General features: G+C 65.7%; 15 protein-coding genes. 14 read left to right on the top strand and 1 reads right to left on the bottom strand.

Annotated features, from left to right (window positions below):
• Positions 1-23: 23 nt before the first annotated feature.
• Entirely contained in the window at positions 24-2,039 is a 2,016-nt protein-coding gene (locus ACWDPV_RS01115; protein ID WP_449741425.1) for a CocE/NonD family hydrolase, read from the bottom strand.
• 698 nt (positions 2,040-2,737) lie between these two features.
• Between ACWDPV_RS01115 and rplJ the strand changes: the two genes are divergently transcribed.
• From rplJ to ACWDPV_RS01045, 14 genes are all read left to right on the top strand, one after another.
• Positions 2,738-3,265 carry a 50S ribosomal protein L10 gene (gene rplJ, locus ACWDPV_RS01110; RefSeq protein ID WP_449741424.1) on the top strand — a complete coding sequence of 176 codons (528 nt, stop codon included), beginning with the start codon at positions 2,738-2,740 and terminating at the stop codon, positions 3,263-3,265.
• 107 nt (positions 3,266-3,372) lie between these two features.
• Positions 3,373-3,765 (top strand): 50S ribosomal protein L7/L12, encoded by a 393-nt coding sequence (rplL, locus tag ACWDPV_RS01105; protein ID WP_348804931.1) that lies wholly within the window; start codon positions 3,373-3,375, stop codon positions 3,763-3,765.
• Positions 3,766-4,122: 357 nt separating this feature from the next.
• Positions 4,123-5,514 (top strand): glycosyltransferase 87 family protein, encoded by a 1,392-nt coding sequence (locus ACWDPV_RS01100; RefSeq protein WP_449741423.1) that lies wholly within the window; start codon positions 4,123-4,125, stop codon positions 5,512-5,514.
• 188 nt (positions 5,515-5,702) lie between these two features.
• On the top strand, positions 5,703-6,989 hold the full coding sequence (locus ACWDPV_RS01095; protein ID WP_449741422.1) for an ABC transporter ATP-binding protein: 1,287 nt from the start codon (positions 5,703-5,705) through the stop codon (positions 6,987-6,989).
• A 6-nt stretch (positions 6,990-6,995) separates the two neighbouring features.
• Positions 6,996-7,802, top strand: a complete 807-nt coding sequence (locus tag ACWDPV_RS01090) for an MlaE family ABC transporter permease (RefSeq protein WP_449741421.1) — start codon at positions 6,996-6,998, stop codon at positions 7,800-7,802.
• A gap of 2 nt (positions 7,803-7,804) precedes the next feature.
• Positions 7,805-8,680, top strand: coding sequence for an MlaE family ABC transporter permease (locus tag ACWDPV_RS01085; RefSeq protein WP_348804927.1), 876 nt, complete (start codon positions 7,805-7,807; stop codon positions 8,678-8,680).
• A 5-nt stretch (positions 8,681-8,685) separates the two neighbouring features.
• Positions 8,686-10,017, top strand: coding sequence for an MCE family protein (locus tag ACWDPV_RS01080; protein ID WP_449741420.1), 1,332 nt, complete (start codon positions 8,686-8,688; stop codon positions 10,015-10,017).
• Positions 10,014-11,093: an MCE family protein gene (locus tag ACWDPV_RS01075; protein ID WP_449741419.1), complete on the top strand. Its 1,080-nt coding sequence runs from the start codon at positions 10,014-10,016 to the stop codon at positions 11,091-11,093. The genes ACWDPV_RS01080 and ACWDPV_RS01075 overlap by 4 nt, the downstream gene beginning before the upstream one ends.
• 6 nt (positions 11,094-11,099) lie before the next feature.
• Positions 11,100-12,203, top strand: coding sequence for an MCE family protein (locus ACWDPV_RS01070; protein WP_449741418.1), 1,104 nt, complete (start codon positions 11,100-11,102; stop codon positions 12,201-12,203).
• Positions 12,203-13,534 (top strand): MCE family protein, encoded by a 1,332-nt coding sequence (locus ACWDPV_RS01065; RefSeq protein WP_449741872.1) that lies wholly within the window; start codon positions 12,203-12,205, stop codon positions 13,532-13,534. The genes ACWDPV_RS01070 and ACWDPV_RS01065 overlap by 1 nt, the downstream gene beginning before the upstream one ends.
• A 58-nt stretch (positions 13,535-13,592) precedes the next feature.
• Entirely contained in the window at positions 13,593-14,837 is a 1,245-nt protein-coding gene (locus ACWDPV_RS01060) for an MCE family protein (RefSeq protein WP_449741871.1), read from the top strand.
• Positions 14,834-16,117, top strand: coding sequence for an MCE family protein (locus ACWDPV_RS01055; protein WP_449741417.1), 1,284 nt, complete (start codon positions 14,834-14,836; stop codon positions 16,115-16,117). The genes ACWDPV_RS01060 and ACWDPV_RS01055 overlap by 4 nt, the downstream gene beginning before the upstream one ends.
• A 67-nt stretch (positions 16,118-16,184) precedes the next feature.
• Positions 16,185-16,808, top strand: coding sequence for a hypothetical protein (locus tag ACWDPV_RS01050; RefSeq protein WP_449741416.1), 624 nt, complete (start codon positions 16,185-16,187; stop codon positions 16,806-16,808).
• On the top strand, positions 16,808-17,863 hold the full coding sequence (locus ACWDPV_RS01045) for a hypothetical protein (protein ID WP_449741415.1): 1,056 nt from the start codon (positions 16,808-16,810) through the stop codon (positions 17,861-17,863). Before ACWDPV_RS01050 ends, ACWDPV_RS01045 begins: the two co-directional genes overlap by 1 nt.
• Positions 17,864-18,188: the final 325 nt, after the last annotated feature.

Below are 18,188 nucleotides of genomic sequence, written 5' to 3'. Positions count from 1 at the left end.
CGGAACCGCGCCCGCTCGAGGGGCTACCAGGTGCCGCCCGCGCAGAACGTGAGGTAGCTCGGCTTGTCCGGATCGAGGACGAGGCGTTGCTGCCGGCCGCGGGCCTTGATGAGGTCGGGGACCACCGTCAGATACCGGGGGAAACTGGCCGCGTAGACGTCGACGCGCAGGCGGTGCCCGGGCTGCAGGACGGCGTCGGTGGGCACGAGGTCGACGTCGATGCGGACCGGTTCGTCGGCGGGTACGGGCAGCTTGCGCTTGCGGGACAGGAAGTGGTGGGCGCCGAGCAGGCTGCCGTCGGAGGCGTAGGTGGACTTCGAGCGGTCCAGTGCGCGGTTCGACGATGACAGTGCGCCGTTGGTGAGGACCGTCGAAGTGCCGTCGGGCGCAACATCATTGACGGTGACCGCCCAGATCGCCTCGTGGGCGGTGGTGGCGACGTTGAGGCGCAGGTTCATCGCACCGCTGACCTGGGTGGCCTCGGTGACCGGTGCGCTCGTGAACGACAGGCCGCCGCGTTCCTGGAAGCGGGCGTCGAGGGTGAAGCGGTCACCGAACACCATCGACGCGCCCGCGGTCACCTGCGTCATGTCGCGTGAGACCAGTCCGCGCAGGTCCGGGTGTACGTGCAGCGACGAAACGCCGTGTGCGGGAGATGAACTCAACGAGCCGTCGTGGACGGCGTGGGTGGCCGTGTCGGTCGGCTCCTCGGTGAGGAAGAGCTTCACCGGTCGTACCCCGGTGCGCGGGAAAGCGGTTCCGGCGGTCCAGGATCCGCCCTGCTGCAGCATGGTGACCGGGCCGTAGAACTCGATGCCGTTGCGGTGGCCCTTGAGCCACCGGTCGAACCAGGCGCGTTCGAGGACGTCGAGCCGCGGCGGGGCCGATGCGCCGCCCTGGCCGGTGCCGACGTCGAAGTGGTAGCCGTCGCCGACCAGCATCTGCTTGCGGCCGGGTTCGAGGGTCATCCGCTCGTAGATGCCGGTGGCGCTGCGCCCGAACAGGTCGTGCCAGCCGCCGACGGTGAATGTCGGGGCGTCGATGCGGTCGACCTGGGGGTCTCGTTCGTCGAAGTAGGGGTCGTCGAAGATGCGGTCGTCGCGCGCGGTGAGGAATCCCCAGAGCAGAGAGGGGATTTCGGTTGCCGGCGAGGCGATGCGATCGCGCAGCAACTTCAGCGAATCGCCACGGAGGACGTCACGCAGGGTGGTCGACGGATTGGGTACCCACTTGAGGATGTTGACCACCGACAACCACAGCGGGATGAACGCCGACGGCATGCCACCGGTGATGTAGATGTCGCGGACGATGTCGTCGCAGCCCTCGACGGCGAAGACGGCGCCGAGTTCGGCGGGACGTTTGTCGGCGGCCTGTAGCGAGTTGATCGCCGAATACGACCAGCCGGCCAATCCGACTTTGCCGTTGCACCAGTCCTGTTCGGCGGCCCAGGAGATGACCTCGACGGAGTCCTGCTGTTCGCGTTGGCCGAGGATCTGCCACTTGCCCTCGCTGGCGCCGGTGCCGCGGACGTCGACGATCACCTGCACGTATCCGCTCTGTACCAGGGAGCGGTTGATGCCGAAGACGTCGAGGATGCCGCCGGCGAGGGTGCCGGTGAGCCGGGTCAGTCCGGCCGCGGCGGTGCCGGTGGCGTCGATGGACGCCGACGCCGACCGCAGCGCCTTGCCCAGTGCCGGGGCGTGGGTGGTGGTGTCGATGAGGTCGACCGCCGCCCGGTTGTACGGGTTGATGTTGACGACGGCCGGATAGGGGGTCAGGACGGTCTGGCCGAAGCGGTTGGCGGGGCGAACGACGGTGGCGCGCAGGCGGGTGCCGTCGCTCATGGTGATCGCGACGTCGCGGTCGATGACCACGCGCGGGTAGGTCTGCTCGCCGTCGACGGCCTCGCGCCAGCGGATCCCGTCGGCGCCGCCGGTGGGATCGCCGAGGGGCAGTGTGCCGAAGTGTGGGGCACCGACCGGCGTCGCGCGCTGCGGCGTCGCACGGGGAATCGAACTGGTGTCCAGCTGGTACGTCATGGCGCTTCACCCTGCCTGGGATGCCCGACGGCGTGGACGCCGCCTCGCACACCCCCTCGTGTCCGCGGAAGCGAGTGAGACTGCTCTTACACTTTGTGTCGCACATCACTTCCGACCGCCGACGATAGTGCATGGCAGGTATCGGATAGGCAACCAGGTCGGACGCATTTGTGTCACGGAGGTAAAAGGCCAGGTCACAGCTTGGCGTTTGGGGGCAAAACCGTCCAGTTGGACAGGTGGGCTGGTCGGATGGATGACGGCTCGGGCGGCCTGGTGCCCGGTCCCGCGCACTCATTTGCTTCCCGCGCACTCATCTCGCAACGCGGGAAGTGAATGGTTGCGCGGGAAGGTTCGCGCCGGAACTCCGGTGGGAGCCTGCGCCCACGGATTTGGTTGTCGACCCCTGCTCCGGTACCGTTATTCCTCGGTGTGACGCGCAATGCCGCGTCGTATCGGTTCAACCAGAGACCGTTGGTCATCGGGAGTGATCCCGATCGAAGGACGACGAAAGTCGGCGGCCCACGCAGGGAGAACGAGGAACAACCGAAGATCACGCCCCTGTGGCGAGCTTCTGAGTGTGACGCCCCGTGCCTTTCTGTGTGCCGGGGCGTTTGTCGTCTCTCGGGTCATCCCGACCTCGGTCCTCTGCCTTGAACCCTGACCAAACTCAACTCGAGTGATGAGGAAGGAGGCGAAGTATGGCCAAGTCCGACAAGGTTTCTGCAGTTGCAGAGATCGCCGAGCAGTTCGAGGGCGCCACGGCTGCAGTCGTCACGGAGTACCGTGGCCTGTCCGTCAGCCAGATCACCGCACTGCGTCGTTCCCTCGGTGAGGGTGCAACCTACTCCGTCGCCAAGAACACCCTGGTGAAGCGTGCCGCCGAGAAGGCGGGCGTGGAAGGGCTCGACGAGCTGTTCACCGGTCCGACCGCGATCGCCTTCATCGAAGGCGAGCCGGTGGTGGCCGCGAAGGCGATCAAGACGTTCGCCAAGGACAACAAGGCTCTCGTCATCAAGGGCGGGTTCATGGACGGCCGTGCGCTGTCCGTGGCCGAGATCGAACAGATCGCCGACCTTGAGACCCGTGAGGTCCTGTTGGCCAAGCTCGCCGGTGCCATGAAGGGCAACTTGGCAAAGGCTGCCGGCCTGTTCAACCAGCCGGCATCGCAGGTGGCGCGCCTCGCCGCGGCCCTGCAGGAGAAGCAGCAGCAAGAAGCCGGCGAGTAATACCCCACTCGCCACTGCAAGAACCATTCCCGCTCCGCGGGAGACACACCCCATCCCGGTCGGGATGACTTACCCCCGAACCGGGGACAGACAGGAAGGACGCCACCATGGCGAAGCTCACCGCTGACGAGCTCATCGATCAGTTCAAGGAACTGACCCTGCTGGAGCTCAGCGATTTCGTGAAGAAGTTCGAAGAGGTCTTCGAGGTCACCGCGGCTGCTCCGGTCGCCGTTGCGGCTGCCGGTGCTCCGGCTGCCGGCGGTGCCGCCGAGGCTGCTGCCGAGCAGGACGAGTTCGACGTCGTCCTCGAGGCTGCCGGCGACAAGAAGATCCAGGTCATCAAGGTCGTGCGCGAGGTTGTCTCGGGCCTGGGCCTGAAGGAAGCCAAGGACCTCGTCGAGGGTGCTCCGAAGGCGATCCTGGAGAAGGTCGACAAGGACGCCGCCGAGGCTGCCAAGGCCAAGCTCGAAGAGGCCGGCGCCAAGGTCTCCGTCAAGTGATTCCCGGCGCTTCGGCGCCTGTGGGTCACCGCGCTTACGCGCGTGCCTGACACATACCCGCGAAACCCGGGACAGCGAGTCTGTCCCGGGTTTCGTGCTGTCTGAGGACGCCGTCGGCGTCGAACTGAGCGCCGTCGGTGAGTAGGCGGGCGCCGTCAACGACGAACAGGGCGCCGTCAACGACGACCAGGGCGCCGTCAACGACGAACAGGGCGCTGTCAACGACGGGGTGAGCGCTGTCAACGACGAACAGGGCGCTGTCAACGTCGTGGCGGGCGCTGTCAACGACAACGGCCTGACGCGGCCGAGGGAACCGGCGAACCGGCGTCGCACCCTCGCCGACTAGTATTTCCGCGCGTGACTGCAGTGCTGCCCCGTCGGGCGTTCACGGCCATCAACATCATCGGGGCCGTCGTCCTGTTCCTCGGGGTGTGCCGGGTGTTCGGACAGCCGTGGCTGGTGCATCTGGGACCCACCAAGTTCTGGGGACCGCCGGTCGATCTGCAGATCTATCGGTACGGCGGCCAGTTCCTCTTCCACGGGCAGCACCTGTACGACGGGCCGATGCCGCAGGCCAACGATTCCATCCTGCCGTTCACCTATCCGCCGTTCGCGGCGCTGGCCTTCGTGCCGATGAGTTGGCTGCCGGTGCGGGTGCTGTCGGTGATCTTCCTCGTCATCGGGTGCCTGTTGACGTTCTGGCTGATCCGGGTGCTGCTGCGCCGCGTCGGGTGCGGTGACCTCCCGATCGGCTGGACGCTGCTGCTGACGGGTATCGCCTACGAGCTCGAGCCGGTTCGGATCACGCTGGATCTGGGACAGATCAACCTGATCCTGGCCGGCCTCGTCATCGCCGACACCCTGTGGGATCGGCGACCCGCCTGGGCCGAGCCCTACCGCGGACTCCTCGTCGGCATCGCCGCGGCGATCAAGATGACCCCCGCGGTCGTCATCATCTACTTCATCGCGCGTCGGCAGTGGCGGGCCGCGATCAACGTCGGGGTGGGATTCGTCGTCGCGACCGGCATCGCGTGGGCGATCGTCCCGTCGGATTCGCTGAAGTACTGGACGTCGACGGTGTTCGACCCGGACCGCATCGGCGGGCTGGCCTTCGTCTACAACCAGGGCATCGCCGGCGTGCTGGCCCGGATGGGGATGTCGGACAGCCAACGTTCGCACTGGTGGCTGCCGCTGTGTGCGATCGCGGGGCTCTACTGTCTGGTGCTCGCGTGGCATCTGGCCAAGCGCCGCGAGTACGAACTGTGTTTCCTGGCCGCCTGGGCGGTGGCGTTGCTGGCCACCCCGGCCGCCTGGATTCACCACTGGGTGCTGACCAGCGTGTACATCCTGGTGTTCCTCGTCGTCGGCGTACGGGCCTTGCGAGCGCTGCGGGAGCCGCAGAACGACGAGCCGCTACCCGATGCCCCGCCGACCATTGCCGGGGTCTCGTCGAAAACCGTCGCGTGGGTGTTCATCACGCTCGGCGTGCTGGGTCTGGTGGCGCAACTGCCCGGCCCGTCGTTGTTCCTGCCGAGCGCACAGCTCAACGAACTGCGCTGGGGATGGTGGGAGAACATCTACGGCAACTCGTCGTTGATCTGGCTGCTCCTCGTTCTGGTGATCTCCTGGTGGCTGCCGTTCGCCCGGGTCCGGGAGATCTGGGAGGGATCGGGCACGAGAGAGGCGCGGCTCACGTCGCCGCCACAGATGGAACCGGGCCCACTTTCCGGATCCGATTCGATCCGCTAATGTCAGTGCCCGAGGGATAAGTTACCGAGCGGTAGATTCCCTCACGTTCCGCGCTGGAGAGGGTTCGACAACAGTGTGGTGGGTCGTGAACTGTCAGTCCGTTAGAGTGACCCCAACCACAAATGTCGCCGGCGAGTGTCACTTCGCACGAAGTGTCACTGGGGGCAGTGATCGTCTGGAGGAATGCAGTGGGTGTTGAGGTCAGTGTCGAGGGACTCACGAAGTCGTTCGGTTCTCAGAACATTTGGCGTGATGTGACGTTGACCTTGCCGGAAGGCGAGGTCAGTGCGTTGCTGGGGCCGTCGGGTACCGGTAAGTCGGTGTTTCTGAAGACGTTGATCGGTCTGCTGCATCCCGAGCAGGGGTCGGTGATCATCGACGGCACCGACATCACCCAGTGTTCGGCCAAAGAGCTGTATGAGATCCGCAAGCTGTTCGGTGTGCTGTTCCAGGACGGTGCGCTGTTCGGTTCGATGAGCCTGTTCGACAACATCGCGTTCCCGCTTCGTGAGCACACGAAGAAGAAGGAGAACGAGGTCCGCGACATCGTGATGGAGAAGATCGACCTGGTCGGTCTGGCCGGTGCCGAGGACAAGCTGCCCGGTGAGATCTCCGGTGGTATGCGCAAGCGTGCCGGCCTGGCCCGCGCGCTGGTGCTGGACCCGCAGATCATCCTGTGCGACGAGCCGGACTCGGGTCTGGACCCGGTGCGTACCGCCTACATCTCGCAGTTGCTGATCGACATCAACTCCCAGATCGACGCGACGATCCTGATCGTGACGCACAACATCAACATCGCCCGCACCATCCCGGACAACATCGGCATGCTCTTCCGTAAGGAGCTGGTGATGTTCGGTCCGCGTGAGCAGTTGCTCACCTCGGACCAGCCGGTGGTCAAGCAGTTCCTTTCCGGTGACCGCTTCGGTCCGATCGGCATGTCCGAGGAGAAGGACGAGGCGGTCCAGAAGCAGGAAGAGGCCATGCAGGCGGCCGGTATCGGCGGCGGCGGTACCAAGGACGACTTCTCCGAGATCATCCCGCAGGTGCAGCCCAATCCCGGTATGCCCGAACGCAAGGCGGTGGCCCGTCATCGTGAGCGGGTGCTCGAACTGCTGCCGTCGCTGCCGGAGAACGCCCAACGCGCGATCCGCGAATCGATGGCCAAGGAGGACGATGTCCGCGCCGCCAACGACGCCCACGCCCGCGAACAGGGACAGGGACAGGGCGCCGCGCAGGGTTCCGGCGGCGAATGGACGCCCGCGGCCGGCGGTGTCGCCGTCGCCGACGCCCCGACCGACGTTTATCAGCGCGAGGAACAGAACTTCGCACAGCAATACCCCGGTGACGAGACCGACACCTACGACTTCGGCGGCAACGACGCTCCCACCCAGCAGTGGGACGTGCCGCCAGCGGAGCAGGCGACCCAACAGGTCGACACCACCAAGACGCCGAAACACGGCGGCGGGCGGAGTTAACAGAGAATGGCCAATGCCACCACGCGTGGCGCGGACAAGATCGCCGCAGCCGGAACGAGTGCTCTGGCCCAGACGGGCAACATCGTTCAGCTGTTCGTGGATGTCGCGCGCCAGACCTTCGTCCGGCCCTTCCAGTTCCGGGAATTCATCCAGCAGGCCTGGTTCATCGCCAGCGTGACGATCCTGCCGACGGCGCTCATCGCGATCCCGTTCGGCGCGATCGTGTCGCTGCAGACCGGGTCGTTGATCAAGCAGCTCGGCGCCGAGTCGTACACCGGCGCCGCCAGCGTGCTCGTGGTGATCCAGCAGGGATCGCCGCTGGTGACCTCACTGCTGGTGGCCGGTGCGGCCGGGTCGGCGGTTGCCGCCGACCTGGGCTCGCGAACCATCCGTGAGGAGATCGACGCGATGGAGGTGCTGGGCATCAACCCGATCCAGCGCCTGGTGGTGCCGCGGGTGCTGGCCATGGTGCTGGTGGCGATCCTGCTCAACGGTCTGGTCGCGGTCGTCGGCATCGGCGGTGGCTACTTCTTCAACGTCGTCGTCCAGGGTGGTACGCCCGGCGCCTACCTCGCTTCGTTCGGTGCGTTGGCGCAGCTCCCCGACCTGTGGATCTCGACGGTCAAGGCCGCGATCTTCGGTGTCATCGCCGGTGTCATCGCCGCCTACAAGGGACTCAACCCGAAGGGTGGTCCGAAGGGCGTCGGTGACGCGGTCAACCAGAGCGTCGTCATCACGTTCCTGCTGCTGTTCCTCGCCAACCTGATCATCACGGCGGTCTACCTGCAGATCGTCCCGCCGAAGGGGAGCTAGCAGTGGCCAACAGCGGCGTGACCATCGCCAAGAGCCGCCCGGAGTACTATCTCTACGAGGCCAAGAAGATCGCGGGTAAACCGCTGAAGATCCTCGACGGCGCCGGCGACCAGATGTCCTTCTACGGCCGCACCCTGGTGTGGATCCCGCGAACGCTGGTGCATTACACCCGTGAGGTGCTGCGGCTGCTGGCCGAGGTGGCCTTCGGCTCCGGTGGACTCGCCGTCATCGGCGGCACCGTCGGCGTGATGGTGCTGATGTCGGGGTTCACCGGCGTCGTCGTCGGCCTGCAGGGCTATGCGGCCCTCGACCAGATCGGGTCGCAGGCACTCACCGGATTCCTCTCGGCGTACGTCAACACCCGCGAGGTGGCGCCGCTGGTGGCGGCCCTGGCGTTGTCGGCGACGGTCGGCTGCGGTTTCACCGCGCAGCTCGGCGCCATGCGCATCTCCGAGGAGATCGACGCGCTGGAATCGATGGCGGTGCCGTCGATCCCGTTCCTGGTGTCGAGCCGGGTGATCGCCGGGTTCATCGCCGTCATCCCGCTCTATGTGCTGGGCCTGCTGTCGGCGTATCTGGCCTCCCGCGTCATCACGACGGTGTTCAACGGGCAGTCCGGTGGCTCCTATGACCACTACTTCAATCTGTTCCTACCGCCCGCGGACGTGCTGTGGTCCTTCGGTAAGGTCCTGATCTTCGCGTTCGTGATCATCCTGGTGCACTGCTACTACGGCTACTACGCCAGCGGTGGCCCCGCCGGTGTGGGTGTGGCCGTCGGACACGCCGTGCGTGCCGCACTGGTGTTGATCGCGGTGCTCGACTTCTTCCTCGGTCTGGCGATCTGGGGAACCACGACGACCGTCAGAGTGGGGGGTTAGCCGAGATGGCGACGCTGCGCCGCCGTCTTCTCGGCATCGCATTCCTGATCGTGGTCGCACTGTTCTTCACCGTGACGATCATGAAGTTCAACAAGACGTTCACCGACTTCACCACGGTGACCCTCAAGACCGACGCGGTCGGCAACGCCCTGCCGGCCAACGCCGACGTCAAGGCACGCGGCGTGGTCGTCGGCGAGGTGCGTTCGGTCGACCCCGCAGCCGACGGCAGCGTCAACGTGGAGCTGGGCCTGAAACCGGACTTGGCCGATCAGATCCCGGCCACCACCACCGCGCGCATCCTGCCCAAGACGCTGTTCGGTGAGCGGTATGTGGACCTGCAGGTGCCGACGACGACCGGCGGTCCGACGCTGACCAACGGCGACACGATCGAGACCGACTCCTCCGGCAACGCCAAGGAACTGCAGGATCTGTTCGACAAACTGTTGCCGGTGCTCGACGCGATCCCGCCGCAGGACCTCAACGTCACCCTGACCTCGCTGTCGCAGGCGCTCGCGGGGCGTGGCGAGAAGCTCGGCGCCACCGTCGAAGACCTCAACACCGTGTTCGCCGGGATCAACCGGAATCTCCCGGCGCTGGAGGGCACGATCCAGGGACTCGCATCCTTCTCGCAGACCTACTCCGAGGCGCTACCCGACGTCATCGACGCGCTCGACAGTTTCCGGACCACGTCGAACACCATCGTCGAACGCCAGGGTGACCTGCGTACGTTGATCGCCACCCTCGGCGTCGCCGCCACCGACACCACCGGCTGGCTGCAGCGCAACGGCAACAACGTGGTGGACCTCTTCGTCGACTCGGAGCAGTTGCTGACCGGCCTGGCCAAGCAGTCACCGACGTTCGTCTGCACATTCCACAACTTCGCGACGCTGGTCCCGGAGTCCCGCAAGATCGTCGGTGCCGACACCGACAATCCGGGTGTGCGTGTGAACCTGCAGTTCGTGAATCCGCGTGGCCGATATCTGCCCAACCAGGACGAGCCGCGGTTCTTCGACACCGATCCGCCCGCGGTCTGCTACGAACCGGCGACCAATGGCCGTCCGTTCCCGCAGTACCCCGGCGGCGGACTGGCCGACGGCTCCTACCAGCCGCCGTCCCGGAATGCGGGTCCCCGTAACGTGCCGACGCTGCCGCAACCGCAGTTCACCACCACCCCGGTGGGCGTCATCCATCAGTCGGCCTTCGACGACCCGGATTTCCGTACCCAGCTCAAGCTCATCTACGGCAGCGCCACCGGCACCCGTCCGGCGGACGTGCCGACCTGGGTCGCTATGCTCGGTGGCTCGGCGCTGGCCGGTGCGGAGGTGCACATCCAGTGAAGTCTCTCGTGGGACCGCTGATCAAACTGATCACCTTCGCGGTCGTCACCGTCGTCGCCACCAGCCTGCTGGCGCTGACCATCGCCAATGCCGGCGGTGACGGCGACAGCAAGTACAACGCCGTCTTCACCGACGCCGCCCTGCTCAACAAGGGCGACGACGTGCGCATCGCCGGTGTGCGCGTCGGCCAGGTCACCGATGTGGCGGTGTACGACCAGAACAAGGCCATGGTCAAGTTCAACGTCAACCGCTCGTTGCCGGCCGGAACCCAGCTCTACATCCGGTACCGCAACCTGACCGGTCTGCGGTATCTGGCGCTCGAGCGCGGTGCCGGCGACGCCGATGACACGGTGTCGCCCGGATTCACCTTCGGTACCGACCCGCAGGTCCGCGACACGCATCCGGCGGTGAACCTCACCGAACTGTTCAACGGGTTCAAGCCGTTGTTCCGGCAGCTCTCGGCGGAGGACGTGAACACCCTGTCCGACGAGATCATCAAGATCTTCCAGGGCGAGAGCGGCAACATCTCCAGCCTCATCTCGTCCACCTCGTCGCTGACCAATTCGCTGGCCGACCGCGACAAGGTGATCGGTGATCTGATCGTCAACCTCACCAAGGTGCTCGACACGGTGAACAAGAACGACGAGAACTTCACCTCGCTGCTCGACAACACCGAGCAGTTGGTGACCGGCCTTGCGGCGCAACGTGGTTCGGTGGGATCGGCCATCGCGTCGGTGTCCAACCTGACGACGGTGACCGCGTCGATCCTGTCGCAGTCGCGACCGGCCATCCAGGGTGACATCGCCGGACTGAAATCGCTGGCCGATCAGATCAACGCCCGCAGCGACGACGTCAACCAGTTGCTCACCAACCTGCCGGTGAAGCTGCAGAAGATCGGGCGCGCGGCCACCTTCGGATCGTGGTTCCAGTTCTATCTGTGCGGCATCGACGTGGTGGCCGGCAACGGCAAGTCGACCCTGCTCACGCAGCCGGTGGTACCGCTGCCCGACATCAACCATGTGCTCTACACCAGCGCGGCGACCCGTTGCTGGAAAGACGGACAGCCCGGGGGGTGATGAGAGATGACCGAGCATGACAACACCGCGGCAGACGGCTCCCAGGGGGCCGAGTCCGCGCCGGCACCGAAGCAGAACACGCATCCGCATCGTCGATTCGGGGGTCATCGCAGCCCCGTGTCGATCGGCGGGATCGGTATCGCGATCCTGCTCATGGTGGCGATCTCGGCGTTCTATCTGACGTCGTTGCCGCTGGTCGGTCAGGCCGCCATCTACACGGCAAAGTTCACCGAGGCCGCCGGGCTCAAATCCGGCAACGAGGTGCGGGTGGCCGGCGTGAAGGTCGGCGAGGTCACCGACGTGGCCCTCGACGGCAACCGCGTCGACGTCCGCTTCCGCGTGTCCAACACCTGGATCGGCAACCAGACGCAGGCGTCCATCCAGATCAAGACGGTGCTCGGGCAGAAGTACCTCGCGCTCAACCCGCGCGGCAGCGAGCTCGCCGATCCGGGTGTGCCGTTGACCGACACGGTCAGCCCGTATGACGTCATCGAGGCGTTCTCCGATGCGACCACCCAGATCGAGGATCTCGACACCGATCAGTTGGCGACGTCGATGTCGACGCTGTCGGAGGCCTTCTCCGGCACCGCCGGCGACATGGGGCCGGCACTCGACGGCATATCGCGGCTGTCCAACACCATCGCCAGCCGCGATCAGCAGGTGCAGAAGTTGCTCGCCGCGACCAAGGACACCTCCAAGATCCTCGCCGACCGCAACGAGACCTTCGTCAGGCTCATCGCCGGCGCCGGTCAGTTGCTCGACGAACTGAACAACCGGCAGAAGAACATCTCCGCGCTGCTGGCCAGTACGACGAGTCTGTCGACGGCACTGACCGGCATCGTGCGCGACAACGAGCAGCAGATCGGACCGGCACTCGACGCCATCAAGGGCGTCAACGAACTGCTGACCAAGCAGAACGCGAACCTGCGGGCGGCGATCACCAACATGGCGCCGTTCTACCGGCTCTACGCCAACGTGCTCGGCAACGGCCGCTGGTTCGAGTCGGTGGTCACCAACCTGCTGCCGCCGGCATTGCCGCAGCAGAACACGACGCGACTGCCCAACAAGCAGGTGCTGCAGAACAACGGTGGAACGGAGGCAACCGGATGATGTCGGCCGCTCCCGATCTCACCACCACGGCCGGACCCGGCCGCTGGTTCACCCCACGCCACATCGTCTACATCATCTTCGGCGTGATCATCGCGATGATCGTCGCCGGAGTGCTGTGGTGGCTGTTCTCGGCCATCGGCACCACCAAGGTCACCGCGACCTTCGCGCGGTCGGTCGGCATCTACGAGGGTTCCGATGTCCGGGTCCTCGGCGTGGCCGTCGGCAAGGTCGACTCCGTCGAACCCGACGGCGACAACGTGAAGGTGACGATGACCGTCGACCGCGGCGTCGACCTGCCCGCCGACGTGAAGGCCGTGCAGATCATCCCGTCGGTCGTCGCCGACCGGTACGTGCAGCTCACCCCCGCCTACTCGGGCGGCCCGAAGGCCGGCAACGACATCACGCTCTCGCGGGATCAGACGATGGTCCCCGTCGAGATCGACCAGGTGTATGCCAGCGTCCAGAAACTGTCGGAGGCACTCGGCCCGGACGGCGCGAACTCCGACGGCGCGGTCACCGAGGTGATCCGCACCGGCGCGGCCAACCTCGACGGCAACGGCGACAAGCTCGGCTCGGCCATCGAGAACCTGTCCAAGGCGAGCACCACGCTGTCGGATTCCAGTGGCGACCTGTTCGACACGATCAAGAATCTGAACACCTTCGTCGGGGCGTTGCGGGAGAACGACGCGCAGGTGCGCCAGTTCAACTCCCAGATGGCCGACTTCAACAGCTTCCTGGCCGGTGAACGCCAGCAACTCGCCACCGCCCTGAACAAACTGTCCTACGCCCTCGGTGACGTGGCGACGTTCGTGCAGGACAACCGGGAGCAGATCGGTCAGACGCTCAAGGATCTGCAGCCGACCACACAGGCCCTGCTCGATACGAAGACTTCGCTGAAGGAGGTGCTGACGGTGCTGCCGCTGACGATCAACAACCTGATCAACGCCTACGACGCCGAGTCCGGCACCCTCGCCATGCGATTGACGCTCCCGGATCTGCAGAATCTGCTCGCCCCGCAGTGCAAGTTCCTCGACCTCGGGCAGCTGCTGCCGGGCAACCCGGCGGCGACGCAGTTCAGTGATACCCTCGCCCCGTTGATCAACCAGTGCGTCAACATCGCCGACCAGATCAACGACAACGTGCTCACCCCGATCCTGCCGGTGCTGCCGTTCGGCATCATGAGCAACGGCAAGCTGCAGCAGTACCCGGTGCCGGGCACGGTTCCCGGCACGCCCGATCAGAACCTCAATCCGGGTCCGGCAGCGACCTCGACCACCCCGACGCCTGCGTCGACCTCGACCGCCCCGAGCACCCGGAACGGGGGGAACTGAGATGGCGAGTCTGCAATCGATTCGGAAACCCCTGCGGCTGCGGGGTATCCGTGCCCGGATGGTGTGGGCGTTCACCGCGCTCACCATGGTGGTGCTGGTGGCCGGATGCGGCAGCAACGGTATCCAGTCGATCCCGCTGCCCGGCGGCGTCGACGTGGGTGACAATCCACGCACCTACACGATCCAGTTCAGCGACATCCTGGATCTGGTGCCGCAGTCGGCGGTGAAGCAGAACGGCATCGCCGTCGGCCGCGTCACGAGCATCGAGGTGCCCGACAACCAGTGGTATGCGCTGGTGACCGTGAAGGTGAAGAACGAGGTCGACCTGTCCGATGAGGCGCGGGCCGCGGTGCAGCAGACCTCGCTGCTCGGCGAGAAGTTCGTGTCGCTGGAGGACCCGGCGCAGGACACCTCGGCGCCGCGGCAGGGTTCGGATCAGCCGATCCCGCTGGACCGCACCCGCACCGCCACCGACATCGAGCAGGTGCTCGGTGCGCTGTCGATGCTGCTCAACGGTGGCGGCCTCAATCAGCTGCAGCCGATCGTCACCGAACTGAACAAGGCGTTCGAGGGCCGGACCAATCAGTGGAGGGGGCTGCTGAACAACGCCTCGACGCTGATCGCCTCCCTCAACCGGCAACGCGACGACATCATCACCGCGATCGACGGACTCGACAAGTTGTCGTCGCGGGCCGCGGCGCAGACCGAGCAGATCGACCGCATCCTCAAGGAGCTCCCGGCCGGTGTGGCCGTGCTCGAGGAGCAGCGTCCGCAGTTCGTGGATCTGCTCACCAAGCTCGACAAGCTCGGCGAGGTCGGCACCGATGTGCTCGGCCGGGCGCGTGAGGAGATCGTCACCGACCTCAAGGCGTTGCGTCCGGTGCTGACCGAATTGTCCAAGGCCGCACCGGATCTGATCACCGCGGCACCGCTGATGCTGACCCATCCGTTCCCGGATTCGTTGCTGCCCGCGGTGCAAGGTGATTCGACCAACCTGTTCATGACGCTGGATCTGCGCACGCTCAACCAGCTCGAGGCGCTCGGCGTCGGCCAGGGCAACCCGGTCTATTCGCCGCCGAAACGTCACCAGGTGCCGGTCAACAGCGCCAACCCGTACTACAACGGCAACGGTCCGCGGTACGGGTGGCCGACGGTCACGTTGCTGCCGCCGGCGAGCAACTCCCGGCCCGGGCCGAACACACCGCCGTCGGGCGGTACCTATCCGGCCACCTACGCCCCGGTGCCGGCCCAGGGACAGGGCATTCTCGACAAGACACTGGCGTCGATGGGGGTGAGTTCATGATCAGCAAGCTCGTGAAGATCCAGTTGATCGCCTTCACCGTCGTCGGCATCCTCGCGATCGTCTACGTCGGCGCCAAGTACGCACGCCTGGACAAGCTCGTCGGCGTGGGCACCTACACGGTGACCGCCGAGATGAAGCAGTCCGGTGGCATCTTCACCAACGCCGAGGTCACCTACATGGGTATCCCGGCCGGTCGCGTGGGTGCGATGACACTGACGCAGACCGGCGTGAACGTCACCCTCGAGATGGATTCCGACGGCCCGGACATCCCCGCGTCGGCGGTCGCGGTGGTGGCCGAACGCTCGGCGATCGGTGAGCAGTTCATCGATCTGCAGCCGTCCGGGTCGACGTCGGGTCCGTACCTGCAGGACGGGTCGACGATCGAACCGGACAAGGTGTCGATCCCGGCGCCGCTGGAAGATGTGGTGGCCTCCGCGGTCAACTTCACCGACTCGATTCCGGTGGACGATCTGCACACCGTCATCGTCGAACTCGGCAAGGCGTTCAACGGGCAGAGCGACAACCTGACGCGGCTGGTCGACTCGCTGAACACCCTGGCCAAGGCGGGTGCGGACAATCTCAGTGACACCATCTCGCTGATCCAGAGTTCCGATGTGGTGCTGTCCACCCAGGCGGCGCAGTCCGACGAGATCCTGACGTGGTCACGCAACCTGAACCTGGTCACCGCGACGCTGGCGTCGGCGGATCCGGATGTGCGCCGGCTGCTCACCAATGGCATCGCCTCGGCGACGCAACTCTCGGAGCTGATTCAGAAGAACGGCAACGATCTGGGCAAGGTCGTCGGCGATCTGGCCGGGGTGGCCCGCGAGATCCAGCCGGCCACCTTCATGACGTCGGGGACCTTCGCGATGCTCTCGGCATTGTCGGCGGGCAGCCACTCCCCGGCACCGGGTGACGGGCAGATCCACTTCGGCATCGTGCTGGAGACCAACAACCCGCCGGCGTGCACCAAGGGTTATGAGAGCACGAACGAGATGATCAAGAAGATCAAGGAGCGCGACCCCACCTTCGACATCCGCTACGACGACTTCCCGTTCAACACGAACGCGTCGTGTGACGTGCCGTTCGGCAATCCGACCGGTGTGCGGAGCGCGCAGCGCGTCGAGTACGCGAATCCGGACACCGTGCAGCCGTGGGACTCCACGCCGAAGAAGGATCCGGACAAGCTGAACCTCAATCCGCTGGCCACCCAGCTTGCCTATCTGTTGGGTGTGCGTCCGGTGAAGCCGGGTGGATTCGGCTACGGCGTGGGCGGGTGACGCGGCGGCAGGGGAGCGGTTGGCGTGATTGGCAACCTCTCAGGTCCGATCGTTACAGTGACGCGCGATGACGACGAAGAATGATGTCCTGATCCGCAAGGTCGCCGCCGTTGTCGCGGTGCTCGCGGTGATCGCGGCGCTGGGATGCGTTGCGTACTACGGGTACCGGGCATACCAGGTGTATGCGGTGGAGAACCCGGCGCAGCAGGCCCGCGACGACGCCACCGGCGCCGCCGAGCAGGCGATGCTCAATGTGACGACGATCGACCCGAAGAACATGAATGCGTTCAACCAGCGGCTGCAGGCCAGCTTCGCCGGCGACGCGCTCGAGCAGGTTCGTCAGCAGGTCGTGGCCACGCTGGACCCGCAGCTGCAGTCCGCCGGTGACCAGGTCGGTTCGACGACGTCGCGGGTGGTTCGCTCGGCTCCCACCGAGGTGAGCGCCGACGACGGCACCGCGCAGATCCTGGTGTACCTCGCCGTCACCGGCAAGATGCCCGGTCAGGCCACCGAGACGCCGAGCACGATGGGCTTTTTGGTCGGCATGCAGAAGTTCGACGACACCTGGAAGGCCATCAAGGTGAGCCCGCTCGACGGCATCTCCTACGCCGACGACGGTTCGACCAGCGCTGCTCCCACCGAGTCGGCGGCCACACCCGCCCCGACCCAGGCTCCGGCAGGTGGTAACTGATGGCCCGCAAACCACAACAACGACGCCCCGGCTACCGACCCAAGGTCGCCGGCTCGCAGCAGCGCCCCGAGGTCACTGACAGCGCTCGTGCTGACGTTGACAGCGCTCCCGAGGTCACTGACAGCGCTCAAGACACCGTTGACAGCGCTCAGCCTGACGTTAACAGCGCTCTGCCTGACGTTGACAGCGCTCAGGACTCCGCTGACAGCGCTCCCGAGGTCACTGACAGCGCTCAGGATTCCACTGACAGCGCTCCCGTGTCCGCGACCGACAAGGCCACCGTCTCGCTGACCAAGCGTGACGAGGACGACGCGGCCGACGCGGACGACGAGGAGGCCGAGGACGACGCGTCGAAGTCCGACGCCGCCACCGAAGCCGACACCACCAAACCCGATACGACCGTCGACACCACCAAACCCACCGCGAAGAAGCGGACGGTGGCGCGTGTGTCGACGATCAAACCGCAGCCCGAGTCGGCCGGCGGGAAAGCCGGCAGCAAGACGGGTCCGGGCCGAAAGGTCAAGTCCCAGAAGCGTTCCCGTGAGTTCTCCTGGTACTCGACGCGGCTGATCGCGATCGTCGGCGCGGTGGCGGTGGTGCTGGGGATCGTCGCCCTGGTACTCGGACTGCATCCGGGCGCGACCATCGGTCCCAACCGGGCATTCATCGACCAGGCCGCGACCACCGACCTCACCGGTCAGGCGCAGACCAAGATCTGCACCATCAACTCGGCCCGGAGCAAGGACTTCGACAAGTGGGTCGGCGAGGTCCGGCCGATGATGACCGGTGAGGCGCTGAGTCAGTTCAACACCGCGGTGCCGGCGATCAAGGAGCAGTTCGGTCAGCAAGAGGTGACCAACGACTGCAAGGTCGACGCGATCGGGGTGTCGGACATGTCCGGCGACGCCGACGGCTCGACGGCCACCCTGTTGGTGAACTTCGTCGTGTCGGGCACCGCCAACGGCGCGCCGACGCAGAGCCTGATCTCGCGGTATCAGGTGTCGATGGTCAAGCAGGGTGACCAGTGGCTCGTCGAGAAGTTCACCGACCTGTAGACAGTCGTGAAAATCGCGGTGTCATTCGAACTTTTCTTCCACAAATCTGCGCGTAGCGCTTGACGTGGGGCCCCCGGCGGGCCAATCTGTCACCAGCGAATATCGCGTCGGCAGCCATCGCGCGACTCGCTCTCACGACACCGGTCGGCGGTTGCGTTCACGCCTGCTTGACATAGGGTGTCTCTTTCCTGCTATAGTTGGACGTTGCGCTGGCTGCCTCCTGTCCATCTAACGATTCTCCTTCCAGTCACCTTGTGTGAGCTGCGGTGATCGCCGATCCAGGTTTGTCACCAGCGAACGGCCCTATCAGCCACACCACGCTAGG

The organism is Gordonia sp. NPDC003504, from assembly GCF_053587995.1.
This window is presented reverse-complemented; position numbering and strand designations above follow the sequence as displayed.

What these genes read in the sequence shown, in the direction of transcription:
- ACWDPV_RS01045 (WP_449741415.1), top strand. Translation starts at nt 16,808, where the DNA reads ATGGCCCGCAAACCACAACAACGACGCCCCGGCTACCGACCCAAGGTC.
- rplJ (WP_449741424.1), top strand. Translation starts at nt 2,738, where the DNA reads ATGGCCAAGTCCGACAAGGTTTCTGCAGTTGCAGAGATCGCCGAGCAG.
- ACWDPV_RS01070 (WP_449741418.1), top strand. Translation starts at nt 11,100, where the DNA reads ATGACCGAGCATGACAACACCGCGGCAGACGGCTCCCAGGGGGCCGAG.
- ACWDPV_RS01115 (WP_449741425.1), bottom strand. Translation starts at nt 2,039, where the DNA reads ATGACGTACCAGCTGGACACCAGTTCGATTCCCCGTGCGACGCCGCAG.
- ACWDPV_RS01080 (WP_449741420.1), top strand. Translation starts at nt 8,686, where the DNA reads ATGGCGACGCTGCGCCGCCGTCTTCTCGGCATCGCATTCCTGATCGTG.
- ACWDPV_RS01065 (WP_449741872.1), top strand. Translation starts at nt 12,203, where the DNA reads ATGTCGGCCGCTCCCGATCTCACCACCACGGCCGGACCCGGCCGCTGG.
- ACWDPV_RS01060 (WP_449741871.1), top strand. Translation starts at nt 13,593, where the DNA reads ATGGTGTGGGCGTTCACCGCGCTCACCATGGTGGTGCTGGTGGCCGGA.
- ACWDPV_RS01055 (WP_449741417.1), top strand. Translation starts at nt 14,834, where the DNA reads ATGATCAGCAAGCTCGTGAAGATCCAGTTGATCGCCTTCACCGTCGTC.
- ACWDPV_RS01090 (WP_449741421.1), top strand. Translation starts at nt 6,996, where the DNA reads ATGGCCAATGCCACCACGCGTGGCGCGGACAAGATCGCCGCAGCCGGA.
- ACWDPV_RS01050 (WP_449741416.1), top strand. Translation starts at nt 16,185, where the DNA reads ATGACGACGAAGAATGATGTCCTGATCCGCAAGGTCGCCGCCGTTGTC.
- rplL (WP_348804931.1), top strand. Translation starts at nt 3,373, where the DNA reads ATGGCGAAGCTCACCGCTGACGAGCTCATCGATCAGTTCAAGGAACTG.